Raw genomic sequence first — 23,820 nt, 5'->3', positions numbered from 1 at the left:
TTTATGTAAAGGACATTAAATGAATTTGTGGTATTTTTTTTCAATATCCTTAATCAGTTTGTATTCAAAAGAATCAACCAAGGCAAGCCAGGAAGCTTCAATAACGTCGCAGCTCACGCCAATTGTAGTCCAGATATCTGTTCCGTCTGTAGACTCAATCAAAACACGGACACTTGCGGCTGTAGCTGATTTTCCGTCAAGAACACGGACTTTATAATCTGTAAGGTGAATATCCTCCACGCTCGGATAAAAAGACTTGAGCGCAGTACGCAACGCAAAGTCAAGAGCGTTGACAGGACCGTTTCCTTCACCGGCGGCAATTTCCTCATGACCGTCAACTTCAATTTTAAGCTGGGCAAAAGAATAAAGTCCTTTCTCAATAAGCGGAGACTCATCGGAAGTTTTATAATAGCGCAATTTAAAGAACGGCTGGTATTTTCCAATAGACTTGCGGACCAAAAGTTCAAAACTTCCGTCTGCGCCTTCAAACTGGTAGCCCTGATGCTCAAGCTCTTTTACCTTCGCCATGATTTCTGAAACAACCGGACTTGACTTTGTAATCGACGGATCAAACTTTCTGATTTTTTCAATGACCATGCTTCTTCCGGCAACTTCGCTCATAAGGAAAACACGGGAATTTCCAACAGATTCTGGCTCGATGTGCTCGTATGCAAACGGATTTTTCAAGACCGCATCTATGTGCATTCCGGCTTTGTGCGCAAAAGCATTCTGTCCAACATACGGAAGCCCAGGGTCAAGAGTTATGTTTGTAATTTCCGCAACACGCTTGCAAATCGGAGTGAGCTGCTTTATGTTTTCCTCTGGAATGCACTTGCAGTTCATTTTAAGCTGAAGGTTCGAAATTATTGTAGAAAGATTTGCGTTTCCTGTGCGCTCACCGAATCCAAGAAGAACACCCTGAACATGAGTTGCGCCGGCTTCAACTGCGACAAGAGAATTTGCAACAGCAAGCCCTGAATCATTGTGAGTGTGAATTCCAATCACCGCTCCCGCCCCGAATTTTTCAACAGCGGCACGGACACCTTCACGGCACTCTTCAATCATTGCGCCGCCTTTTGTCTCGCAAAGTGAAAGAACGCTTGCGCCTCCTTGAATCGCAGCCCCCAAAGCCTTTAAAGCGTAATCCTTGTTCGCCTTGAATCCTGTAAAAAAATGCTCGGCATCAAAAATAACATTGCGGCCGCGCTGATTTAAATATGAGCAAGTGTCTCTTATCATTTCAAGGTTTTCTTCAAGGGAAGCGTGAAGTATTTCCGTAGCCTGAAAATCCCAAGTCTTTCCGAAGATAACAACAGTTTCTGTTTCCGCAGAAAGAAGACTTTGCAAATTGACATCTTCCGCGCATGAAGAATCTTTTCTTCTTGTTGAGCCGAACGCAACAATCTGTGAATTTTTCAGCTTAAGGTTTTTTGCACGCTGAAAGAATTCCATGTCCTTTGGATTAGAACCTGGGTTTCCAGCTTCAATATATTTTATGCCCAAGTCGTCCAAAGCCTGCACAATATGAATTTTATCCTGAACAGAATAGCTTATTCCTTCTCCCTGCGAACCGTCGCGCAAAGTAGAATCAAGTATCTCAATATTTCTTTCCATAGCGGAAAATATATCAGAAATATGTTTTTTTTAATAGCGTTCTTTTTGAAAATTGCACAATGATTCCGATTCTGATAAAATAAGGCAAAATTTATTCGGAGAAAACTATGTACATTACATGCTTAGATTTAGAGGGCGTTCTTGTTCCTGAAATTTGGATTGCATTCGCAAAGGCTTCCGGGATTCCAGAGCTTACACGTACAACACGCGACGAGCCGGACTACAACAAGCTCATGAACTGGAGAATCGGGATTTTAAAGGAACACAAGCTTGGGCTCAAGGAAATTCAGGAAGTAATTGAAAAAATAGATCCGCTTCCAGGCGCAAAAGAATTTCTTGACGAGCTTAGATCAATCTGCCAGACAATAATAATCAGCGACACATTCACGCAGTTCGCTTCCCCTCTGATGAAAAAACTCGGACAGCCTACAATTTTCTGCAACTCACTTGAAGTTTCTGATTCCGGGGAAATCACAGGATTTAAAATGCGCATCGAAAATTCCAAGCTAACAACAGTAAAAGCTCTTCAGGCAATCGGATACGATACAATCGCTTCTGGAGACAGCTACAACGACCTTGGAATGATTAAGGCAAGTAAGGCGGGATTTTTATTTAAAAGCACAGACAAAATAAAGTCGGAAAATCCAGAACTTCCGGCGTTTGAAGAATACAATGAGCTTCTTGACGCAATAAAAATCCAGCTTAAGAAATAATAATTTTTGCAAAAAGCATACTCTGGATTTTTTCCAAAGTATGCTTTTTTTATTTAGGGTTTATCAAAACCTTAAAAAAGGCTGAGTTAAGGTTTTGAGCGTAAGCGTGCCTTGACCAGACGTATTAAAACAGTCCTGAAATTATTCCATCATCATCAACGTCTATATTAAGAGCGGCAGGAGCTTTTGGAAGTCCCGGCATATCAACGATGTCGCCTGCAAACGCAACCACAAATCCCGCTCCGGAATAAAGCTGAACATCACGGATTGGGAACACATAATCTTTTGGCGCACCCTGCAAAGATTTGTCATGACTTATTGAGTTCTGGGTTTTTGCCATGCAGATTGGAAGCGAGCCAAATCCCTGCTCTTCAAACTGATTGAGTTTTTTCAAAGCCTTTCCTTCAAATTCAACAGAAGAAGCCCTGTAAATTTCCTTTGCAAGAATTTCAATTTTTTCTTTAAGCGGAATATCAAGCGGATAAATATTTTTGAACTCAAAAGTCAAGTCGCAGAGTTCAACAACTTTGTGCGCAAGGTCAATAGCTCCGGCTCCACCTTTTTCCCAGCCTTCGCAGACCACGGCACTGCATCCGCTTTCCGCACAAAGCTTCTGCACAAGCGCAATTTCTGAATCAGTGTCTGTAATAAATTTATTAATTGCAACCGCGACAGGCACTCCGAATTTTTTCATGTTCTCAATGTGAGCCTTGAGATTTGCAAATCCGATTTCAACAGCCGGAATATTTTCCGCGGAAAGTTCAGTTTTTGCAACACCGCCGTGCATTTTTAGAGCGCGAACTGTTGCAACAATTACAGCGGCATTTAGAACAAGCCCATTCATGCGGCATTTTATGTCAAAGAATTTTTCTGCTCCAAGATCGGCAGCAAAACCAGCTTCGGTAACAACGTAGTCTCCAAGGGCAAGCGCACAAAGCGTGGCGTTGATTGAATTGCATCCGTGGGCAATATTCGCAAAAGGTCCGCCATGTATAAACGCAGGATTTTTTTCAAGTGTCTGAACCAAGTTCGGGCGGATTGCATCTTTTAAAAGCGCAACGACAGCTCCAGTGCAGCCAAGACTTCCGAATGTAACAGGATTTTTGCTGTAGTCTGCACCGATTGTAATTTTTGAAATGCGCTCTTTCAATTCTGAAATTGTCTTTGACAGGCAGACAATCGCCATTATTTCGCTTGCAACTGAAATCTGAAAATGGCTTTCACGCGGAACGCCATCGATTTTTCCGCCAAGTCCGACAATCACATTTCTAAGTGAACGGTCATTCAAGTCCACACATCTTTTCCAAGAAATTGTGCGAGGATCGATGTTCAAAGAATTTCCCTGCTGAATATGATTGTCAATAAGAGCCGCCATAAGATTGTTTGCAGCAGTGATTGCATGAATGTCGCCAGTAAAGTGAAGATTGATGTCTTCCATTGGAACAACCTGCGCATATCCGCCGCCGCAAGCTCCGCCTTTTATTCCAAAGCAAGGGCCAAGTGAGGGCTCACGCAAAGCAATTACAGATTTTCTTCCGATTTTTCTAAGACCGTCTCCAAGCGCAATTGTTACAGTTGATTTTCCTTCGCCGGCAGCAGTCGGAGTCATCGCGGTAACCAAGACAAGTTTTCCGCGTGAAGAAGAGTCAAGCGCTTTTTTCTGCAAGGCATTGAGTTTTTCAAAGGAAATTTTCGCTTTGTAGTTTCCGTAAAGCTCCAAAGATTCCCGGTCAATTCCAATTTTTTCCGCGATTTTTTCAACCGGCTCCATTACATTTTTCTGGGCAATTTCAATGTCAGTCATTTTTTTCCTCTACGTCTAAAAGTCTTATCTCTTCCTTTGTGAGCGGTCTGTAGCTTCCTTCTTTCAAAGTTTCGTCCAAAAAAAGATTATTGATTCTTATTCTTTTTAAGTAAACAACTTCGTTTCCAAGGGCTTTGAAAATCCGCTTTACCTCGTGGAATTTGCCTTCCGTAACAGTAAGGCAGCAAACTTCCGAAGGACATTCGCTAGTTTTGGTATGATACTGATTTTTTTCTTTCCATTCAATTACGGCAGGGCGACAGTCAGCCTCTCCGTCTTTTCCTTCCGCTTCGATATGAACTCCGGCTGCAAGTTTTTTTTCATAGCTGAGTTTTTCTGAATCGTCAACTGAATCGCGCAAATAGACAAGATATGTTTTTGGAACTTCATACTTTGGAAATGTAACCCGGTGAATTAAATTTCCGTCGCTTGTAATGATAAGAAGTCCTTCTGTATCTGCGTCAAGCCTTCCAACTGTGCTAAGATTTCCACCTGGATATTTTCTGTTGTCTTCCGAGAAAATATATTCAAAAACAGTTTTTCTTCTGTCGGATTTTGTGGAGCAAACCGCGCCGCTTGCCTTGTTCATCATAAAGTAGGCATTCTGTTCAACGGTAAGAGGTTTTCCATCCACAAGAATTTCATCAGAGCTTCCGTCAACGTGAAATTCAGGTTCTCTTACAATAATCCTATTTACAGAAATTTTTCCGCTTCTTATAAGACGCTTTACATCCCTACGCGTTCCAATTCCATTGTTTGAAAGAATTTTATCAAGGCGTTCCGTGTTTTTTAAATCAGACATTTTTTCAACCTAATTTTTAACTATGAAAAAAACAATGCAGCGCAAACAACAAAAAATGCCGCCTCACTGCAAAAGAAATAAAATTTTATTTTAAATTACTTTTTAGTTTTGGGATTTACAGGCTCTCCAAAAATAATTCTGTCGCCAGTTTTTATTTTTAGTCCACCGCCAAAGGCAAGATTTGACAAAACATATTTTCCGTCATCGTTCAAAGAAATTTCGCCAATCGCAATTTTGTCTTTTCCGCGCCAAAGTGAACAAGGAAAAATAAAATCACGGTATTCAGGATTAGTGAAAATATTACGGCTGAATTCGGCAATGTAAATTTCTGTGCCGGAAAAACTGTCTTGCTTTGCAATAATTCCATTCGCTGAAGTTTTTCCAAAAGGCTCTGAGCAAATCGCTTCAAGGAAATCATTGTAATCCGAAGAAACACGCTCATAGTTATTTTCCACAGAATTTTTTTCCGCAATCAGCCTGTTGACTTCTGAAACACTTGCAACTGAAATTTGATTTCCGGCAGTGTAAGCATAACGCTTCATCGAGCGAACAAACGAAGCAACCGCATTTTCATCTTTAAACGGAAGCTGATCCAAAAGCTCTGAAATTTTTTCAATTGAATCGTATAAATCTCTTTGAATTTCAAACACATCCTTGAAGTCTTCGGACGCATCTTCGGAAACAGGAATTTCAATATCCTCGTAAACAGGTCCTGTGTATTCATCAGTGAAATTTTCTGCAACTTTTACAAGAGTCTTTGCATCCGCACTGTCTTTTGGAATCGGCGGATCATACTGATTTATTGTAAACGCAAGAAGTTCTTCCTGACGCTTTAAATCTTCAGCCTGAGTCTGCTTTAAAAGATTTCTTGAATCTTCAAGGCGGGCTTCATAATCATTGATTATTTTTTCCTTTTCCTTTTCATGCAAAAAACGCTCACTGTTTATAATCGCCTTTTGTTTTTCCGCTTCCTGAACTCTTGTCGCATCAAATTCATTCCGCTGTTCCGTGTACATTTTTAAATCTTCGTTGTAGTTTGCGATGAACTTGTTGTATTTTTCCACAGAAGCCAAATCAGCTTTGTAAGTCTGCTCAATCTGCTGTTCCTGCTGAAGCCGCCGGGTTTTATTTTTAATATTCAACGCGGCAAGTGATTTCAATGCGGCTGCACGGATTCCTTCGATTCGCTCGATTTCCGCATTGCGCTGCTCTTCAATTGCTTTTTTAGCATTTTCAATCTCGTGGATTTTCTGGTCAATATCGTTTACTTTGTTCAGCAAGCTTGCAAGATTCAAACTTTTAAATTCGCTTACTTCAACTTTTATTTCTCTGTTTGAATTTGAAACAAAAAGCACAAGGAAAACTGTAATCGCAAAAACAACTCCAAAGCAAATAAGAAGCCTAAGCCACATATTTTGCCACATGAATGAAAAGCTGTTTTTCTTTGTCTTTGAAAATTCATCTTCTATGCTGAAAGATTCACGCTTGTTGTCCATTGCAATTCTGTTGAGTTCATTTTCAAGAAGAAGCGCAACTTCCTTGTGAACATTTGCAGCCGCAGGAACCATTGAATTTATTTTGTCGTCATTGTCCATATTCCACTCCAGTCTTCTGGTGAAGATTTCATTCCGATTCTTTCAAGGAAAACTTTTGCAACATCCAGGCCGGATTTTTTAAATTCAGCTCTTGCAGTTTTCCAGTCGCCGTCATAATAAGCTTTTAGTCCGCATTCGAAAATTTTAAATTTCTCGTCAAGGTATTCAAACTTCCATTCTTCAAGAGAACATTCTTTGTCAAGCGGGAAATAAATTTTCACGCCTTTAGTTTTTCCTTTGACTTGAACTGTATCAATCTCGTAAAATTTATAGCGTGAGGCAGCCTCATTGTTGCTAAGAGTTTCTTCCATAATATACGAACTTACAATCACTGGAACTTTGTAAATTCTTGTAAGCCCTTCCAGTCTTGAAGCGGAGTTTACATTGTCGCCAATTACGGTGTTTGCCATTCGCTTTGAAGAACCGATGTTTCCGTAAAAAACATTTCCGCCGTCAATTCCAACGCCAACATCAAGCATTACAGCCTGATAAATGCGATCCTCGCTTTCTGTAAGCGGACGTTCCTTTTCAAGAATAGCGCGGCGGTCTGACATTTTCTTTCTGAGTTCCGAAGTGACAGCCGTAATTTCCCATGCGGTTTTTATTGCATCATAAGATTTGTTTGTTTCAACGTGCTCTTCAATTCCGTAGCTTGCAAGAATCGCGTCTCCAATAATCGAGCCGATAATTCCATTGTTTTCGCTGACTTTCCTGATAACCGAATCATAATGAACGTTCAAGAGCCCGATGATATCGTTTCCCAAAACTTCAGTTCGGTAAGTAAAACTTTTTATATCGCTGAAAAGAATTGTAAGCTCGCGCTGGCTTCCTTCCAAACGGATAAACTGCTCTTCATGCGCCTTACGCACAACATTCTCAGGAACAAACTTTTGGAAAATCTGAAGAAGATTTGTTATTGTAGAAGAAAGCGAATTGAAGTTTGCGGCAAGATAAGTAATGTCGTCGTTCGGAGATTCTGAAATGTCAATAAGATTAAGTTTCTTATCCTGCTGCATTTTGTAAAGCTGAGTTGAAAATTTATTGATATTTGAAAGAAGCCCGTCAAGAATTTTTGTTCCCATAAGAATGAAAAACGCTGACATTATAAGAACAAGCACAACTGTAATCCACAAAACCTGATACATCGCGCGGTTCGTATCGGAGCGGCGGTTCGCACGGATTATATAAGTGAGCCAGTCCGGATGATATTTGTAGACTCCAAAATATTCATCGCCATCAGGAGAAATAAAAGAAACGGAACCTTCGTGTGTTTCAGAATTTTCCATCATTCCGATGCAGTCTTTGTCTGTAAAGCGTTCCCATTTTAACTCTTCATTTGGAGTCGAAAAAAATAAAAGAGAACCATCTGGATTCACGCCGAGCGCAACGCTGTTTTTTTCATCTTTCGCAAAACCGTTTTTCGCGCTTTGAGCAATTGAATCAATTGAAGTTTGCGTGTCCTGCGAATAAGCTTCAATTTGCTTCTGGCTGTTTGCAACATTGTAAAGTTCCGTAAGTTTATCAACAAGCACAATATTTGAAAGCTGAATTGTTTTTCTTTGTGAAAGCATAATCGCAACAAGATTTGTTGAAAAAGTGGAAAGCAAAAGCATTGCCACAAAGAAAATAATTATTTTCAATTTTGTAGGAACAATCGGAGTGTCGCCAACATATTGAAAAAACTTTAAATGACGTTTTCCAGTCTTCAAAATTTTCCTCCCGTTGCTCTCCTTTAAAAATAATCCTTTACTAATTGCTTTATTTTATCAAGCGGATTATTCTATATATTATATGTCTACTTCTCAAAAAAATAAAGAAAAAAATGCGCAAAATTCACTTTTAGCAAAAGGAATTTCACTTTCAATGCTTACATTGGTTTCAAGAGTGCTTGGACTCGCAAGGGAAATGACAAAAGCACGCTTTTTAGGAACTTCAGCTTTTTCAGACGCATTTGGAATTGCCTTTATGATTCCGAATCTTTTCCGCAGGCTTTTTGCTGAAAATTCAATTTCCGTGGCGTTTATTCCGACTTTTAAAAATCATCTTGAAGAATGCGGAACTTCAGAAGGAAAACAAAAAACGCAGGATTTTATAAGCGCAACTTTTACGCTGGTTGTTTTCCTGACATCAATTTTTGTAATCGCCGGAATTATTTTTGCGCCGCTCATTCTGCGGATTTTTTATGCTGATAAAAATTCAATGGAAGAAGCAGTTGTCTTGACAAGGATAATGTTTCCGTATCTTTTTGTAATTTCCGTGGCGGCTTTTTTTCAGGGAATTTTAAACGGACTTAAAATATTTTCGCCGTCAGGATTCACTCCGATTCTTTTCAATATAATTGTAATTTCATCAACATTCATTCTTTCGCGCTTTACGGCAAATCCTGCAAGAGCAATGGCAATCGGCGTAATTTCCGGTGGAACAATTCAGGCTCTTTTTCAGCTTCCGTTCGTTTTAAAAAACAACTGGAAAATAACTTTTGTAAATTTAAAAAAAGCATTTTCAAATGAAGGAAGCAAAAAAGTTTTTGCACTGATTGGTCCGACGATAATCGGAATGGCGGGCTACCAGATAAACGACATTGTGTCTTCGGCACTGGCGGCGCGCGCAGGAGAAGGAATCGTTTCAAGCCTTCAATATTCGCTCAGGCTTCAGGAATTGATTTTGGGAATTTGCGCTGTAACAATCGGAACTGTAATTCTTCCGGATTTGACTGGTTTTGCAAAAAAAAATCTGTGGGAAAATTTCAATTCGCTTTTGATCCAGTCAATAAAAATCATGGCGCTGATTGCAATTCCGGTAACATTTTATTCACTTGCGATGGGCGAAAATATTATCACGCTGATTTTTGCAGGCGGAAAATTCAATTCTGAATCAACCAAGATGACTGTTGAAGTTTTTAACTTTCACATCGCGGGACTTTTTTTTATTGCCGTAAACAGAATTGTTTCCCCGGCATTTTACGCTCAGCAAAACACAAAAAGCCCCACAATCGCAGGGCTTATAAATTTCGCCGTGAACATTGCGCTGGCTTCAATTCTTTCAATTAAATTTAAAGGAAAAGGAATTGCGCTGGCTCTCACAATTGCAAGCGCGGCAAATACATTGATGCTTTTTATATTTTTAAGAAAAACAAAATCAATTCACGTTGGAAACATTTTAAAACTTGCAGTTTTGTATGCAATAAAAATCGCAGCATTTTCTGTAATTGCAGTTGTTCCTGTCGTTTTGACAAAAAATTATTTCATTAAATTTTTCAGCAGAAATCCAAGAATCATTTCACAAGGAATTCCTATTTTTATAACTGCGGCAATTTTCGGAGCAATAGGACTTGCGCTCCTTTTTATTTCAAAAGATTCACTTTTAAAAACAGCATTTGAAAAAATTTCAAAGCAAAAATAAAATTTCAGGGAAGGAAAAATGAATTTTAATTTAAAACAAATTTATGAAGACAGGCGGAAAAAAGTCAGCGAGTATTTAAAGCAAAACAATATCAAGGCGGCAATTTTTGAAGATTCTGAACAACGAAGAGATGTTGCCGTGCGTTATCTTTGCGGACATCCAAGCGACGCATCTTTAATTATTTTGGACAGCGGAAAATCTTTTTTAATTCCGTGGGATGAAAATTTAGCAAAAGACAAAGCATTTGCAGATGAAATAATCCCTTCTGAAAAATTTAAAAGAAGCTATATAAATGCCTCAAAAGAAATTTTAACTTCATCCATTTCTGAAAAAAAATCAAAAGTCTGCATTTCTCCAGAAACACCATACATTCAGTTTAAAAAATATTCAGAAAAACTTGAAAACTTTAAAATCTGCGCTGAAGAAAATTCTGCGCATGACTTTGTAAAATCACTTCGCGCCATAAAAGACAACTATGAAATTTCCTGCACAAAAAAAGCCGCCGCAATTACAGATGAAATGACAAAAATCATCGTGGAAAATTTGCGCCAAGGAAAAATAAAAACTGAAACCGATGTTGCGCTTTTTGCAGAACGAGAACTAAGAATAAAAGGCGCAGAACGCACAAGTTTTGACACGCTCGCCGCAGGACCAGAGCGAAGCTTTGCAATCCACGCTTTTCCGGGATACACGCAAGGAAACTGGGGAACTCAGGGATTGTCAATTTTGGACTATGGAGTTTGCTATGAGGGCTACGCAAGCGACTGCACAATCACAATTGCAAAAAGTCCGCTTTCAAAGGAACAAGAAAAGCTTTTAAAAGCCGTGCAAGAAGCCGCGGATGAATGTAAAAAACTTTATATACCGAACGAAAAAATTTCACGCGCAGTAAAAAAGGCTGATGAAATTTTCGCAAAAATAAACAGAGTTATGCCTCACGGACTTGGACACGGAACAGGCCTTGAAATTCACGAAGAGCCGTTTGTAAGCATGAGAGCAAATGAAAATGATGTTTTTAAGGCTGGAAATATCATAACACTTGAACCTGGTCTTTACGACAAAACGCTTGGCGGAACTCGTCTTGAAAATGACATTCTAATAACAGAAACTGGCAATGAAGTTTTAACGCACTCAGAAATTTTTAGAATTTAAATTTCATTTTGCCAAACTTTGCAAAGCCGGCTGTCAATTTGAGAAATAAAATTTTCTTTTTTCAGCCGGATTTTTGTTTCTGTCAATTTTGAAAAATAAGACATGACATTAGAAAAAAACTTTCCGGCTCTGCCATGAAAAAAAATATTTTTTGAAATTACAAACTGCGATATAAAAACAAAGCCACAAAGCCGACCTGCTTTTGCAAGTCCCAAATTCAAAGCTCCCAAAGTTATATTTAATTTCCCAAAAGAAAATAGAATTTTTCCATGCGGAGAAAACAAAGAAAAAAATACAATAAAAAAAATCAAAAGAACAGACGGAAAAATTTTCAAAGTTCTTTTTTTTATAAAACCTAAAAAGACAAAAAGCACAACAACAAAATAAATTTCAAAAACTGAATTTCTAAAAGTCAAAACAGAAAAACCAATTGCAGAAAGAAAAACATAAAAAAAATTCACCTTTTCAATTTCTGAAAATGTTGAGTCAATTTTCACCGGACTTTTAAGAACAAGTTCATTAAACCAAACTGATTTCCTGCAAAAATTTTCTGCAAAACTTCCCAAAGACAACGAAGTGAAAAACGAAGCACAAAGCATTGGAGGCGCAATAAATTTCACATTCGAGCCAAACATAAAAATGCCAGCTAAAAAAATCTGAGCAACATTATTTGCAAGTCCGCCACAAACGGAAATTCCAATGAAAGAAATTTTGCTTCTAAAAATAAAATATGCAAGCATCATGAAAAGTCCGGAAGCAACAGAACCTGCAAAAGAGAAAACAAAGACATAAGAAAACAAAGTTCCGCTTATAACTGCCTGCAAGAAAATTTTTAGAAAAACAAGAAGCATTGTTTCTTTTTTTTTCAGTACTGAAAGGCTTATCAAAATTGGAAGATTTGCAAATCCAATTTTAAAGAAAGGCAACGGCTTTGGAACTGCATATTCCAAAGCGGAAAGAAAAAAGCAGAGAGCAGAAAAAAAAGCAATTTTGTTCCAGTCGATTTTTTCCATTAACGAAGATAAACCATCAAAAGCATTATGTCGCTGTTCCTGATTCCGCTTATTCTTGAAGCCTGTCCTAAAGTCAGCGGCCGGATTTTTTCAAGCTTTGCGCGGCTTTCAGAAGACAATGCGACAATTTTTGAATAATCAAAATCAGCCGGGATTCTTGCGTTTTCCATACGATGCATTTTTGCAACTCTTGAATCCTGCTTTTCAATATAATAGCGGTATTTAAAATCTTCTTGCGCCAAAGTCCATTCAAGGCTGTTAAAGTTTCCTGGATTTTCAGCATCCGGATGCTTGCTCAAAAATTCAAGCGCTTCGTCAACTTTCTGATATTTCAAATTCATCTGCTCAAACTGCGCTTTTGAAATAAGTCCTACAACAAAGCCTTTTTTCCTCAATCGTCTGTCAGCAGTGTCATGCCTAAGTTTAAGCCTGTACTCAGCGCGGGCAGTAAACATTCTGTACGGCTCTTTTGTTCCAAGTGTAACAAGGTCATCAATAAGAACTCCAATGTAAGCTTCATCGCGTCCAAGAACAAGCGGCTCGTAAGACGGAATTTTTTCAAACGAATCAAAGCCAAATTCCTTTTGCGTTTCCTTTAATTTTTTGGACAAGGCTTCTGTTTCCCGCGCGGAAATTTCAGAAAAATTTTTAAGCTCATCAGAATTGAAAACTGGTTTGGGCATAAATTTTCCCGGCTCTGAACTTGCAGGAGAAGAACCGAATGATGAGTCTGAAGCGCAAATCGGTCCGCATAATTTTTTATGTTCCCTTGCATAAAGCGCGGCATTTATTCCGGCAACAAGTCCCTGTCCTGCCGCTTCTTCATAGCCTGAAGTTCCATTGATTTGCCCGGCATTAAAAAGACCAGCAACACGTTTTGTCTCAAGAGAAGGAAAAAGCTGTGTCGGCTCAACATAGTCATATTCAACAGCATACCCCGGACGGCTTACAACACAATTTTCAAATCCTGGCATAGTTCTCAAAAAAGCATCCTGGACTTCTTCTGGCAAACTGGAGCTTAATCCATTCAGATAAATCTCATCAGTTTCAAGTCCTTCTGGCTCAACAAAAAGCTGATGCCTGTTCCGTTCAGCAAAACGCATAACTTTGTCTTCTATGCTCGGACAATAGCGAGGACCAACCCCGCTGATTTTTCCAGAATACAAAGGCGAGCGGTTTATATTTTCTCTGATTATTTTATGAGTTTCTTCATTTGTATAGACCAAATGGCACGGCACCATAGGGCGTTCAATTTTTTCGTCATCAAAACTAAACGGAAGGATTTCCTTGTCGCCTTCCTGAAGTTCAAATCTTGAAAAATCAACTGTGTGCTTTAAAATCCGCGGAGGAGTTCCTGTCTTCAATCTGCCTGTTGTAAATCCAAGACGGCTCAAACTTTCTGTTAAACCAAATACACCAGACTCTCCCAAACGTCCACAGGGAGCATCGTATTCTCCGATAAAAATTCTTCCGCCCAAAAAAGTTCCCGTTGTAAGAACTGCGGCGCGGCAAGGAATAATTCTTCCACGCTCCGTAACAACGCCGATAATTTTTTGTCTCATTCCGCTGCGGCAAGCTTGTGTTGCAAAAGTGTATGAAGAGCCTGAACGTTTTTCTCCTGGAATCGAACCTGACTCCAAAGAACCAGAACTGTCTTTTGGCAACGGCACATCCGAGGCTACAGTCAAAACATCAACAACAGTGTCCATCAATGTTGAAAGATTTTCCGTAGTTTCCACAACATGGCGCGCAAGAGATGAATAAACAATTTTGTCGGCTTGGGAACGAGGAGCTTGAACTGCAGGACCGCGGCTTTTGTTCAGCATTCTAAACTGAATCATCGAGCGGTCAATCAGCCTTCCCATTTCTCCGCCAAGCGCATCAATTTCCCGGACAATATTTCCTTTTGCAATTCCGCCGATTGAAGGATTGCAGCTCATTCTTCCAATTGAGTCAATCGACTGCGTAATTAAAATTGTCTTTAATCCCATTCTGGCGCAAGCAAGGGAAGCCTCTATGCCGGCATGACCTCCGCCGCAAACTGCTACATCGAATGAATCATAAAAAGCCATAGTTCCTCTATTTAAAAAAGCGGGAAGTTTTTAAAGCAAAATTTTTCAGCGAAAAACAAAAACTCAAAAGCCCGGATCTTCAATTTTCTAAATGCGCAAAGTATACCAAATTTCAAACTTAAATGGAAGAAACATATTTTGCAAGCGACATTCCTAATCAACTTGTCTTACGCGAAAACATTTTGTATCTTTTATTATGACAGAAAAATGCACCAGAATTAAAAACATGATTCATTCAATTTATTTGGAGGAAATATGAAAATAACTGAAAATCCAAATTCTGAAATTGCGCGAACTGTAAAAGAAGGCTTAAAGCAAAAAAACGGCTACTGTCCGTGCAGAGTTGAAAAAACTCCAGACACAAAATGTATGTGCAAAGAATTCAGAGACCAGATAAAAGATCCTGACTTTGAAGGATTTTGTCATTGCATGCTTTATTATAAATCAAAATAATTTTGGAGGAAATTATGGAAGTAAAAATCAATGAATCAAATTTCAAAGAAGAAGTTTTAAATTCAACCAAGCCGGTGCTCGTGGACTTTTGGGCAACTTGGTGCGGTCCTTGCAGAATGCTGTCGCCTATAATTGAAGAAATTGCGGCGGAAAAATCAGAAACCTTAAAAGTTGGAAAAGTAAATGTTGATGAAGAGCCAGCCCTCGCAACACAATTTGGAATTGCAAGCATTCCGATGCTTGTGCTTTTCAAAAACGGCAAAGTGGTAAGAACAAGCGTCGGATATCAGCCAAAAGAAGAAATTCTAAAGTTGATAGAATAGCATTTTCAAAATCCGCCTGAAGATTTTTTATCGTTAGACGGATTTTTTTAGTGCTTCAACGGAACAATTCCCTGCGGAATAAATTCTCCGCTCAAAGCTCCAAACAAAGCCGCAAACGAATAACCTGAGTAGCTGTATCCGCAGAGAATCGTGTCCGCCCAGTCAAAATCATCTAGAACAAAAACCGGCGACATAATCGAAAGAATGACAACACGCTTGTCCATGTACCGCAAACGTTTAGCAATATTCGCCGTGTGCTTGTCATAAACACAAATAATAATTGTGTCATAGCTATCAGCCACGGAAACCAAAGAGGCTGCATTCCAATTATCAAAATTGCTGTTGTCGTTTTTCAGTTCATAACTAAAGTGAAAAGTTGAAACATTTGGATAACGCTTTCGGCCTTCACTATAAAGCGCAAGAAAAGGTCCTGCTATTAAAACCCGCTCACCTTCAGCAGGCTTCAATGGAAAAGCAGTGCCTTGCTTGTAAACGCTCACGGAACGGCAAGCTTGCTCAAGGAAAAATTTCTGACCGTCCTTATCAGGAATGTGCTCAAAAATTGAATTCTCATCAGGATAAAGCGGCGCATGGTTTTCACTTTTAAAATAATTCAGCTTGGTAAAAATAACGCGACGGGCGGCATCTTTTACACGTTCTTTAAATTCTGAATTTGTTCTCATCCGCTCAAGATTGCGCGTCCACATATTGTCATAAAGTCCGGCAGTCGTGGAAGAAATTATAATGTCGTTTCCAGCCTCGATCGCCATCATCACGGCACGATGAAAGGAGCCGGCAAACAAAGTAGCTCCGTTCATCATCATGTCATCAGTAATTATAAGGCCATCGTAATTCATCTGGCGGCGCAAAATATCAGTTAGAAATTTTTTTGAAAGGCTTGCAGGAGTTCCATCGCTTTCAATCTGCGGAAATGAAAGATGCCCGCTCATTATTGCAGGAATTTTCGCCTTTATCAAATATTCAAACGGAACAAGCTCACGGTTCACCAAAGTCCGCGCATCAATTTCAATCTGCGGAAGCCTTCCGTGGCTGTCAAGGCTTGTATCTCCATGTCCCGGAAAATGTTTTGCAGTCGGAATAACACCAGCGTCCATAGAGCCTGCCGCAAAAGCTTCACCCAAAATTCCAGAATCAACAGGATCAGAGCCAAAAGAGCGCGGACCGATTACGCTTGAATTCAAATTTGTATATAAATCCACAGTCGGAGCAAAATTCATGTTAATTCCAAGCGCGCGGATTTCGCGGTTTATATAAAAGCCGGAATAATAAGCATCCAAAGGATAACCGGAAGCTCCAATCGCAAGATTCCCCGGGGTATCAGAAGTTTCACCTTTTACATGGCGAATCCAGCCTCCTTCTTGGTCTGTAGCAACAAACAGCGGAATTTTTAAAGACCTGCTTGCAGCTTCCTGCTGAAGAATCCGCACTGACTTTGCCACTTTCTGAATATTGTCAGTATTCCAGCCAAAAACTTTTACACTTCCAAGCCCGCGCTGAATCACCCAGGAATTCAGCAAGTCGCTAGGCTCTGCCCCTGCCCATCCGAACATAAGAATCTGCGCAAGAAGCTCTTCATCGCCCATGGATTCAACAAGCTTTTTAGAAAGAGGCTCAGGCGGAATGTCGCTCCAAAAATCTATTTTTGCAGAATCAGCAAAGGCAACTGTAAAAATTACTGAACAGAAAAAAAATGCTACAACTTTTAATTTCATTGAAAAAATATTTTAACTTAAACAGACAAAAAATGCAATTTTATAAAAAAAATGCCACCCGAAGGCAGCAATATATAAAATCGGATTCCAGCTTAGCTTGTAAAATCCGTAAGCGCAAAAAAAAGATGCCTTAAAAAAAGACATCTTCAATTGCGAAAGGCGTCAATCGGAATCGAACCGATGCATAGTGGTTTTGCAGACCAGTCCCTTACCACTTGGGTATGACGCCATAACGTGGAAATACTATAGCAAGAAAAAAGATTCTTGTCTAGTGGAATTTACAATTTTTCAAAACGTTCTTTTAAAACAAGATAAGAACCAAAAATTCCGCACAGGCACACAATTACAATCACGTAAGTTTTTAGCGGAATCAAAATCGGAAGAACCTCAACAAGAGCGCAAAGAAGCAAACTGCTTACAAACGATGCGCTGGCTTTTTGAATTTTCTTGTCTTCTTTTTTCATGGCATTTTTTTTTGCTGAAATTTTCATGCAGTAAAAAAACAAAACGCAAAGATAAGCTGCAATTCCTGCAATACAAATAAAAAAACTAGCGCGCATTTTTTATCTCCAGATATTTTAAAAGAGCTTTTTTTGCAGATTCAAATGCCAATGGAATTTTTTCTATATCCGCCAAAGATTCAACCTTCACCCATTCAAGTGAAATGACCTCACTTTTTTGAGTTTTGAATTCAAAACCAGAAGGCAGGGACGCTGAATAAAACATATCGCAGGTTTTATAAATTATTTTTTTGTAAACATAAGTATTTGGAAATGCTCCGACAAATTTTATTTTTTCCGGCACAACTCCAATTTCCTCAGAACATTCACGCATCACGCTTTTTTCAGGCTCTTCATCAGGTTCGCAAAATCCTCCTGGAAATGCAAGAAAATTTTTTCTAGGTTCCTTTGCCCGGCGTTCAAAAAGAATTTCATGTTTTTCATTTTCAAGAATCACGCCAACCGCAGAAGCAACATTGTTAAAAAGCTCAAGCCCGCAGTCAGGGCAGAACCATTGCCTTCCGTTCAAAAGAGTCTGGATTTTTTTTGAGCCGCATTCAGGACAAAAATTAAATCTATTATTTTCCATAAAAATATTATAGCACAAAATAGACACAATTAAAAACTGCTATTTTATTTTTCGAAAATTAAATGTATATTTACTTCATGGATAACATTCAAAAATTTTTTTCAGATATTCAAAAAATCAAAAAGCATTATCGTTCAGAAAATCCAGTTTACGATGGAAAAAAAGTCTGCGTTCAAATTCAGAATTTATTTTCAAACTCAAATAGAAATTTAAAGTCGCTTGCGGACGCTTTTTCTGATTACTGGATGAACAAATATATTTTGAATTCAAACCAGCCAGAGAATGAGCCGACAGAAGAGCACATAAAAATTCTTGGAGCAATGCAGGCTCTCATAGAAAATGATATTTTTTCAACAGAAGCATTGAGCAAAGATGACTGGAAAGAACTTTGCCAAATTACAAATTGCGAGGCAGAAGAAATTCCAATTGAAACTTTAAACAGCATGATGATGATTTTTTTAGACAAACAGGCAATGTAATAATATGGAAAAAAATTTTTACCAGAACTGCATTCAGTGTCCAAGAAAATGCCAGTCAGACAGAAATAGCGGAAAAACTGGATTCTGTGGAGAAACAGAAAATTTGAAAATCGCTTCTGCAGGATTGCATTTTGGCGAAGAACCGCTCATTACAGTTTTCGGCGGAAGCGGAACAATTTTTTTTACGGGCTGCACTTTAAAATGCTCGTTCTGCCAAAATTATCAGATAAGCCAGCAAGGAATGGGCGCAAATGTAGATGAAAAGGAATTTGTAAAAATCTGCATCACGCTTCAAGAGCTTGGAGCTGAAAATATAAATTTAGTTACTGGAAGCCATCACATTCCAAAAATCGCGCAGTTCATAAAAGCAGCAAAAAATTCAGGGCTTGAAATTCCGGTTGCCTGGAATTCCAGCGCTTATGAATCAGTTGAAAGTCTTGAGCTTTTAAAAAATGTTGTCGATATATGGCTTCCGGATTTTAAAACAATCAGCAGCAAGGCAAGCAAAAAACTTTTTATGGCAGAAGATTATCCGCTTGTTGCAAAAAAAAGCATCAGCTGGATGATAAAAAAATTTCCGCTTAAAATAGAAGAAGTTTCAAAAAACGGTGAAAAGAAAGAAAAAATAAAACGCGGTGTTATAATAAGACATCTTGCTTTACCTGGAAAAATTGATGACACAATTCTTGCGCTTGAATGGCTGAAAAAAAATGCGGACGGAAAAAGCTGCATTTCACTCATGTCGCAGTACACGCCTGTTCCTTTTAAGTCAAAAACTGAAGCTGAAAAAAACTGGAGAGAAAATTCTCTTAACGCTTTTGAAAACCGCTTGATTAACAAAGACGAAGATGAAACTTTGCGCGACATTATTGAAGCCTACGACTTTGAATATTTGTTTTATCAAGATTTGAGCGACGACACAAGCTGGCTTCCTGACTTTAACAGAACGCAACCTTTCAGCAACGCGCTTGCAAAACCTATTTGGCATTGGAAAGAAAAATTTTTAACAAATTGATTTTTAAATCATTTTTTCCAAAACTCAATATGCTCACTGCCAATTAAAAGCGAATATAAAATTTCTTTTTCAACAGGCGATTTATGACGTGCAATTACAACTGCGATTCTGCTTGCAGAGCTTGAAGGACATTCAGGAACAAAGTCTCCATTGTGCTTGTAAATGATTTTTTTTCCAGAAAGAAGCTTATAGTTGTCATTGAAAATTTTTCCGCTTTTTGTAGGAAGATAATTAAACTGCGAAAGATATTTTTCATCCAAAGGCAAAATGTTGTTTTCATTTTTATTAAAAATATTCAGCACAGCATCCGCATAGACATTTTTTTTGCAGCACTTTAAAAGCTCTTCAATTCCGCCGCCAATTCTAGGCGCAAAATCAATCGGAACAAAATCGCCATCACGGTCTTCAATAAAATCAAACTGCCCGAATGAAATATTTTCTTTTTCAAATAAAGCATTGCACCATTTTTCAAGAACTGACTTTATTTCCGCGGTAGGATTCAAAAGCTGATAAACCGCAGTGCACGGAGTTCCATGAATAAAGACAATTTCTTTTTTGCAAAGCCGGACCAAAGAAATTTTTCCTTTAAAATAAAAAATATCCGCGCTGTATTCTTTTCCAAAAATATATTCTGTAACAAGCGCATTGTTGTTTTTAATTTCAAAAAGTTTTAGCGCGCGGTTATTCACATTGCGGGCATTAAAAATAAATTTTTCAACTTCATCAATATTTTCTTTGTTTGAAATTTTTATTCCATAGCCAGAAAAAAGTCCGTCGGGTTTTACAATTATACTTTTTCCAGTTTGATTGACAAAATCTTTTGCCTGCTGAATCGAATCAAAATTTTTTGGAACTTTAAAAATGCTCAGCAAACTATAAAGTTTTTTTTTCGAGCGCGAAGCCAGCAATGCGTTTTTTGAAATCCTGCAATTATTACTTTTTATACATTCAGAAATCCAATATTCAGACAGCGGAACAACAATTTTATTTTCTGAAATTTTTTCAGTAAATTCTATTTTTTCTTTTTCTGAAATTTTTTGATACTTGAGCATATAGGGAACTTCCGCAAAAGAAGATTCAATTCCAATACTCAAAAATGCCTCTCTTATTTCGTCCAAGCCAAAAACAAAAGAAGCACCCGCTAAAACTATTTGCTCCATTGCAGTGCAATCCTTTCACAGGCATTTTCACCGTCCATTGCAGAACTTACAATGCCGCCGGAATATCCGCTTCCTTCTCCAGCCGGAAAAAGATTCCTCAAACCAAGGCATTCAAAACTTTCCTTGCCACGAAGAATTCTTACAGGAGTGCTTGTGCGTGTTTCCGAAGCAATCAAAAGCGCGTCATCACAGACAAAGCCTTTCATTGACTTGTTGAATTCCACAAAAGCTTTTTCAAGGCGATTTGAAATTTGAGCGGGAAGCCATTCATCCAAACGGCTTGCGACAACTCCGGGAGCATAGCTTGCAGGCGGAAGGCTTTCACTTGACTTGCGATTCAGAAAATCCACAAGACGTTGAGCCGGAGCTTTTTGTCCTATTCCATTTTCAAAAGTTTTCTGCTCAATAAATTTTCTAAAAAGAAGCCCCGCAATTTTTTCAGTTCCAATTGACTTTGCTTTTTCAACAAATTCATTAGGAATATCTTCCGGGCGAGTTTCTACAACAATCGCTGAATTGCTCCACTTGCTATTGCGTCCTGCGGCAGACATTCCATTCACGACAATTTCAGATGGACCGGTGCTGCTTGGAACAACAAAACCTCCCGGGCACATACAAAAACTGTAAACACCACGCCCGTCAATTTGCGAAGTAAGTCTGTATTCTGCAGCTCCTAGTTCCTGTTTTTTTTCTCCATGAAACTGAATTAAGTCAATCAAAGTTCTTGGATGCTCAACACGAACACCCATTGCAAAAGTTTTTGCTTCAAGAGATTCCGGGGAATTTTTTGCAAGCAAAGTATAAATACTGTCAGCTGAATGCCCTGTTGCCAGAAGAACAGCATCCGCAAAAATACTTTTTATTTCGCCATGATTTTTTACAACAACGCCTTTTACAATTTTTTCACTGCCGGATTTTTCTAAAATGAAATCAACACATTCAGTATCAAAAAGAAATTCGCCGCCCTGTTGCAAAATAAAATTCCGAATGTTGTTTACAATTGCCGGAAGTTTGTCTGTGCCGATATGAGGATGAGCGTCCGTAAGAATTTTTTTGTCCGCCCCGAAATGCTCAAAGATTTTTAAAATGCCATTTATGTTTCCGCGCTTGTTGCTGCGTGTGTAAAGTTTTCCATCGCTGAAAGTTCCAGCTCCTCCTTCACCAAAACAGTAATTTGAATTTTCATCGACAATTCCAGTTGTGCTTATCATGGCAATGTCGCGTTTACGCTTTGAAGTTTCGCTGCCACGCTCAATTACGACAGGCCTAACTCCATGCTCCAAAAGTTTCAGCGCTCCAAAGAGTCCTGCAGGTCCAGAACCGATTATAGCAACAGTTCTTTTTCCATCCGCAGTTTTCCATTCAGGCAAAGCAAATTCATCAGAAGGATTTTCCCCGATGTAAACTTTATAGCGCAAGAAAAGCTTTATATTTCTATGGCGCGCGTCAATCGATTTTTTTACAAATACAGTTGAAATGTCTTTTTCTTCAAAGCTGATTCCTTGTTTTTTTAATGCAAGGCAGATTTCTTTTTGTATGAAATTTTCATCCTTTTCTTTTTCAGGCTGAATCACAATGGAAACTTCTTTTATCATGCAGACAGTCTATATAGAAAAGAAAGAGGAATCAACAGCCAAAGTTCTCCGGGGCAAGCCCGAAGATGACATTTTTTTGCCAGAATATGACAAGTTTATTTTACCTGTCATACTCTGGCTTGCTTGGAGTATCACGTGCTTCCTGTCATTACAGTGCTTGACACGGCAATTTCAAAGGCTAAAAATCCAATGAAAGAGAACCATCTGCGCCTGCCGTCCATCTCTTGAGTCCGGAATCAGAACTTGCGGAAACATAAGCGTTCAGCATTTGAATCAGAGTGCCGCTGTATGCAAGTGTCTGCGCGCTCTTACATTCTGACGTAGTTCCGGCAGTAACAGAAGCGGACGGACTGTTTGTGTCAAACCAGCCGCAGCCTGTGATTTTTGACGGGTCTGGAATACAGTTTTCTTCAGTATAATCACCATAATTTGTATAGGCAATATGATTTTTTAAATTTCCATCTTGATTTATGCTGTCTTTAAGCCAGTAGCAATTAGTTAAATAGCCATCTGTTCTTGCAGCGATTGCAGCAGCAATATTATTTAATCGTTCCTTATTATCTATAAGACTTTTTGTTTTTATATTCACAGCACTTACAACATTTTCTACAGTTCCATAGTTTATTGCACAGATTCCACCCGTTTTCTGATATGAACCACGCCAGTAAGCATCCAATTGATTTTCTATATTGCCGGTTACAAAACAGTTTACTACTTTTCCGCTTTCAGTATTAACTTTACATATTCCGGCAGTGTCACTTCTTGTACCTATGGCAATATCTGACATTACAATACAGTTTTTTATATTTCCATAGTTATATGCACAAATCATTCCTCCACGGCTCAGCATACGGTTGCTAAGATCTCCTGAATAAGTCTGATTAACAACAAGATTTTCAATTGTTCCGTAATTATCAAAAAACAAACCAAACACTTGGCTGTCAAGTCCATCTTCTCGTTTTTTTATTTCGTACGAAATTGTTTTTCCGTTTCCGTTGAATGTTCCCCTAAATGGCATATTATTACTGTCCGCATCACTGTCTTCAGTTGATTTTATAAATCCAATCGGTTGCCAGTCGTCCGCATAATCTGCCAAATCAACGTCATCCGCAAGCGTAATCGTAATTCCTTCCAAGTCGCTTCCGGACTTTATCCATTCACCAAGTTTTACCATGTCAGCAGAAGAAGCAACTGCAAGATATTTATATTTAGAACTAGAAGGAACGGAATCAAATGTAGAAATACATTTTGTAAGAGCCAAAGCCAATGCGCAGTCCGTGCTCTCTCCAGCATTTACTGTTACGCTAGAGGTTCCCCAGCCAACAACAAGATCGCCTTCATTCGAATCAAAGGCTTTAGCTTCTATTGTATAGTCTCCGGGATTAAGTTCGTCAAATTCTATTACCCCCCCCCCGAAAACCCAGTTTTTGTGTCAACAAGTTTAGAGCCCAAACTTATAGTTACAACAAATTTATCTGCCTTGTCCTGACTAAAAGAATAGCGCGCACTTCCCGGCAAAACAACACGCACCGAGCCGCCTTCACCAGAAGAGCCGGACATATTCATGCACGAAGCGAACACAAATAAAAACGCAAATAAAGCAGGAAAAATAAATTTCTTCATAAAATACCTCCAGTAAATTAACGCATATTTTATATTATGATTCAGTTCATTTGCGAATGTCAACTTTTTACAAAAGAAATTCAATTTTTTTAATAAACTGTCATTACCGTGCCTGACGATTATAGGGTCAAGTCCGATAATGACAGCAAAACATATTGAAATTATCTGCAATTTTTTTATAAT

General features: G+C 38.7%; 21 protein-coding genes and 1 tRNA gene. 7 read left to right on the top strand and 15 right to left on the bottom strand.

The window, feature by feature from the left end; translation table 11 throughout:
* Positions 1–15: 15 nt before the first annotated feature.
* Entirely contained in the window at positions 16–1,614 is a 1,599-nt protein-coding gene (gene cimA, locus TRESU_RS04190) for a citramalate synthase (protein WP_013701051.1), read from the bottom strand.
* 107 nt (positions 1,615–1,721) lie between these two features.
* Between cimA and thrH the strand changes: the two genes are divergently transcribed.
* Positions 1,722–2,327 (top strand): bifunctional phosphoserine phosphatase/homoserine phosphotransferase ThrH, encoded by a 606-nt coding sequence (thrH, locus tag TRESU_RS04185; protein WP_013701050.1) that lies wholly within the window; start codon positions 1,722–1,724, stop codon positions 2,325–2,327.
* 124 nt (positions 2,328–2,451) lie between these two features.
* Here the strand turns inward: thrH and TRESU_RS04180 are convergent, their stop codons facing one another.
* From TRESU_RS04180 to TRESU_RS04165, 4 genes are all read right to left on the bottom strand, one after another.
* On the bottom strand, positions 2,452–4,131 hold the full coding sequence (locus TRESU_RS04180; protein WP_013701049.1) for a formate--tetrahydrofolate ligase: 1,680 nt from the start codon (positions 4,129–4,131) through the stop codon (positions 2,452–2,454).
* Positions 4,124–4,933 (bottom strand): pseudouridine synthase, encoded by an 810-nt coding sequence (locus TRESU_RS04175; RefSeq protein ID WP_013701048.1) that lies wholly within the window; start codon positions 4,931–4,933, stop codon positions 4,124–4,126. The genes TRESU_RS04180 and TRESU_RS04175 overlap by 8 nt, the downstream gene beginning before the upstream one ends.
* A 95-nt stretch (positions 4,934–5,028) precedes the next feature.
* The gene (locus TRESU_RS04170) at positions 5,029–6,528 is read right to left on the bottom strand and encodes a hypothetical protein (RefSeq protein ID WP_013701047.1); all 1,500 of its coding nucleotides are present in this window, start codon (positions 6,526–6,528) and stop codon (positions 5,029–5,031) included.
* Positions 6,507–8,237: an adenylate/guanylate cyclase domain-containing protein gene (locus tag TRESU_RS04165; RefSeq protein WP_013701046.1), complete on the bottom strand. Its 1,731-nt coding sequence runs from the start codon at positions 8,235–8,237 to the stop codon at positions 6,507–6,509. Before TRESU_RS04165 ends, TRESU_RS04170 begins: the two co-directional genes overlap by 22 nt.
* Before the next feature lie 82 nt (positions 8,238–8,319).
* On the opposite strand from TRESU_RS04165, the gene murJ reads away from it, so the two are divergent.
* Both murJ and TRESU_RS04155 read left to right on the top strand, forming a co-directional pair.
* Positions 8,320–9,930 carry a murein biosynthesis integral membrane protein MurJ gene (gene murJ / locus TRESU_RS04160; RefSeq protein ID WP_013701045.1) on the top strand — a complete coding sequence of 537 codons (1,611 nt, stop codon included), beginning with the start codon at positions 8,320–8,322 and terminating at the stop codon, positions 9,928–9,930.
* An 18-nt stretch (positions 9,931–9,948) separates the two neighbouring features.
* The gene (locus TRESU_RS04155) at positions 9,949–11,082 is read left to right on the top strand and encodes a M24 family metallopeptidase (protein ID WP_013701044.1); all 1,134 of its coding nucleotides are present in this window, start codon (positions 9,949–9,951) and stop codon (positions 11,080–11,082) included.
* Here the strand turns inward: TRESU_RS04155 and TRESU_RS14655 are convergent.
* Both TRESU_RS14655 and TRESU_RS04145 read right to left on the bottom strand, forming a co-directional pair.
* The gene (locus TRESU_RS14655) at positions 11,079–12,095 is read right to left on the bottom strand and encodes a Gx transporter family protein (protein WP_013701043.1); all 1,017 of its coding nucleotides are present in this window, start codon (positions 12,093–12,095) and stop codon (positions 11,079–11,081) included. The two genes, TRESU_RS04155 and TRESU_RS14655, sit on opposite strands and share 4 nt — an antisense overlap.
* Positions 12,095–14,167: a tRNA uridine-5-carboxymethylaminomethyl modification enzyme MnmG/GidA gene (locus TRESU_RS04145; protein WP_013701042.1), complete on the bottom strand. Its 2,073-nt coding sequence runs from the start codon at positions 14,165–14,167 to the stop codon at positions 12,095–12,097. Before TRESU_RS04145 ends, TRESU_RS14655 begins: the two co-directional genes overlap by 1 nt.
* Positions 14,168–14,422: 255 nt before the next feature.
* Here TRESU_RS04145 and TRESU_RS04140 point away from each other — a divergent pair, with 255 nt between their 5' ends.
* On the top strand, positions 14,423–14,620 hold the full coding sequence (locus tag TRESU_RS04140) for a hypothetical protein (RefSeq protein WP_013701041.1): 198 nt from the start codon (positions 14,423–14,425) through the stop codon (positions 14,618–14,620).
* 14 nt (positions 14,621–14,634) lie between these two features.
* Positions 14,635–14,943 (top strand): thioredoxin, encoded by a 309-nt coding sequence (gene trxA, locus TRESU_RS04135; RefSeq protein ID WP_013701040.1) that lies wholly within the window; start codon positions 14,635–14,637, stop codon positions 14,941–14,943.
* Between the two features lie 47 nt (positions 14,944–14,990).
* Here the strand turns inward: trxA and TRESU_RS04130 are convergent, their stop codons facing one another.
* The 4 genes from TRESU_RS04130 to TRESU_RS04115 all read right to left on the bottom strand — a co-directional run bounded on the left by TRESU_RS04130 (position 14,991) and on the right by TRESU_RS04115 (position 17,765).
* Positions 14,991–16,676: a glycoside hydrolase family 3 protein gene (locus tag TRESU_RS04130; RefSeq protein ID WP_013701039.1), complete on the bottom strand. Its 1,686-nt coding sequence runs from the start codon at positions 16,674–16,676 to the stop codon at positions 14,991–14,993.
* A 157-nt stretch (positions 16,677–16,833) separates the two neighbouring features.
* Positions 16,834–16,905 (bottom strand) — tRNA-Cys (locus TRESU_RS04125).
* Positions 16,906–16,954: 49 nt separating this feature from the next.
* Positions 16,955–17,236, bottom strand: a complete 282-nt coding sequence (locus TRESU_RS04120; RefSeq protein WP_013701038.1) for a hypothetical protein — start codon at positions 17,234–17,236, stop codon at positions 16,955–16,957.
* Positions 17,226–17,765, bottom strand: a complete 540-nt coding sequence (locus tag TRESU_RS04115) for an NUDIX hydrolase (RefSeq protein ID WP_013701037.1) — start codon at positions 17,763–17,765, stop codon at positions 17,226–17,228. Before TRESU_RS04115 ends, TRESU_RS04120 begins: the two co-directional genes overlap by 11 nt.
* Positions 17,766–17,842: 77 nt before the next feature.
* Here TRESU_RS04115 and TRESU_RS04110 point away from each other — a divergent pair, with 77 nt between their 5' ends.
* The gene (locus TRESU_RS04110) at positions 17,843–18,244 is read left to right on the top strand and encodes a hypothetical protein (RefSeq protein ID WP_148228252.1); all 402 of its coding nucleotides are present in this window, start codon (positions 17,843–17,845) and stop codon (positions 18,242–18,244) included.
* Positions 18,245–18,248: 4 nt separating this feature from the next.
* Entirely contained in the window at positions 18,249–19,259 is a 1,011-nt protein-coding gene (locus TRESU_RS04105) for a radical SAM protein (RefSeq protein WP_013701035.1), read from the top strand.
* An 8-nt stretch (positions 19,260–19,267) separates the two neighbouring features.
* Here TRESU_RS04105 and TRESU_RS04100 read toward each other — a convergent pair whose 3' ends face one another.
* The 4 genes from TRESU_RS04100 to TRESU_RS04080 all read right to left on the bottom strand — a co-directional run bounded on the left by TRESU_RS04100 (position 19,268) and on the right by TRESU_RS04080 (position 23,637).
* Complete coding sequence (locus TRESU_RS04100) at positions 19,268–20,419, bottom strand: ATP-grasp domain-containing protein (RefSeq protein WP_013701034.1); 1,152 nt, start codon at positions 20,417–20,419, stop codon at positions 19,268–19,270.
* Complete coding sequence (locus TRESU_RS04095) at positions 20,407–22,014, bottom strand: NAD(P)/FAD-dependent oxidoreductase (RefSeq protein WP_013701033.1); 1,608 nt, start codon at positions 22,012–22,014, stop codon at positions 20,407–20,409. Before TRESU_RS04095 ends, TRESU_RS04100 begins: the two co-directional genes overlap by 13 nt.
* A gap of 178 nt (positions 22,015–22,192) precedes the next feature.
* Positions 22,193–23,281, bottom strand: coding sequence for a hypothetical protein (locus TRESU_RS04085; protein WP_013701032.1), 1,089 nt, complete (start codon positions 23,279–23,281; stop codon positions 22,193–22,195).
* Positions 23,282–23,415: 134 nt separating this feature from the next.
* Positions 23,416–23,637, bottom strand: a complete 222-nt coding sequence (locus tag TRESU_RS04080; RefSeq protein ID WP_013701031.1) for a hypothetical protein — start codon at positions 23,635–23,637, stop codon at positions 23,416–23,418.
* Positions 23,638–23,820: the final 183 nt, after the last annotated feature.

The organism is Treponema succinifaciens DSM 2489, from assembly GCF_000195275.1.
GTDB lineage: Bacteria > Spirochaetota > Spirochaetia > Treponematales > Treponemataceae > Treponema_D > Treponema_D succinifaciens.
The sequence above is the reverse complement of the archived record's forward strand: the minus strand, read 5'-3'. Positions and strand labels throughout refer to the sequence as shown.

Coding starts and splice junctions, on each gene's coding strand:
- TRESU_RS04120 (WP_013701038.1), bottom strand. CDS start 17,236: ATGCGCGCTAGTTTTTTTATTTGTATTGCAGGAATTGCAGCTTATCTT.
- TRESU_RS04175 (WP_013701048.1), bottom strand. CDS start 4,933: ATGTCTGATTTAAAAAACACGGAACGCCTTGATAAAATTCTTTCAAAC.
- TRESU_RS04180 (WP_013701049.1), bottom strand. CDS start 4,131: ATGACTGACATTGAAATTGCCCAGAAAAATGTAATGGAGCCGGTTGAA.
- TRESU_RS04130 (WP_013701039.1), bottom strand. CDS start 16,676: ATGAAATTAAAAGTTGTAGCATTTTTTTTCTGTTCAGTAATTTTTACA.
- TRESU_RS04100 (WP_013701034.1), bottom strand. CDS start 20,419: ATGGAGCAAATAGTTTTAGCGGGTGCTTCTTTTGTTTTTGGCTTGGAC.
- TRESU_RS14655 (WP_013701043.1), bottom strand. CDS start 12,095: ATGGAAAAAATCGACTGGAACAAAATTGCTTTTTTTTCTGCTCTCTGC.
- TRESU_RS04095 (WP_013701033.1), bottom strand. CDS start 22,014: ATGATAAAAGAAGTTTCCATTGTGATTCAGCCTGAAAAAGAAAAGGAT.
- TRESU_RS04115 (WP_013701037.1), bottom strand. CDS start 17,765: ATGGAAAATAATAGATTTAATTTTTGTCCTGAATGCGGCTCAAAAAAA.
- TRESU_RS04080 (WP_013701031.1), bottom strand. CDS start 23,637: ATGAAGAAATTTATTTTTCCTGCTTTATTTGCGTTTTTATTTGTGTTC.
- trxA (WP_013701040.1), top strand. CDS start 14,635: ATGGAAGTAAAAATCAATGAATCAAATTTCAAAGAAGAAGTTTTAAAT.
- TRESU_RS04145 (WP_013701042.1), bottom strand. CDS start 14,167: ATGGCTTTTTATGATTCATTCGATGTAGCAGTTTGCGGCGGAGGTCAT.
- murJ (WP_013701045.1), top strand. CDS start 8,320: ATGTCTACTTCTCAAAAAAATAAAGAAAAAAATGCGCAAAATTCACTT.
- thrH (WP_013701050.1), top strand. CDS start 1,722: ATGTACATTACATGCTTAGATTTAGAGGGCGTTCTTGTTCCTGAAATT.
- TRESU_RS04170 (WP_013701047.1), bottom strand. CDS start 6,528: ATGGACAATGACGACAAAATAAATTCAATGGTTCCTGCGGCTGCAAAT.
- TRESU_RS04105 (WP_013701035.1), top strand. CDS start 18,249: ATGGAAAAAAATTTTTACCAGAACTGCATTCAGTGTCCAAGAAAATGC.
- TRESU_RS04110 (WP_148228252.1), top strand. CDS start 17,843: ATGGATAACATTCAAAAATTTTTTTCAGATATTCAAAAAATCAAAAAG.
- cimA (WP_013701051.1), bottom strand. CDS start 1,614: ATGGAAAGAAATATTGAGATACTTGATTCTACTTTGCGCGACGGTTCG.
- TRESU_RS04155 (WP_013701044.1), top strand. CDS start 9,949: ATGAATTTTAATTTAAAACAAATTTATGAAGACAGGCGGAAAAAAGTC.
- TRESU_RS04140 (WP_013701041.1), top strand. CDS start 14,423: ATGAAAATAACTGAAAATCCAAATTCTGAAATTGCGCGAACTGTAAAA.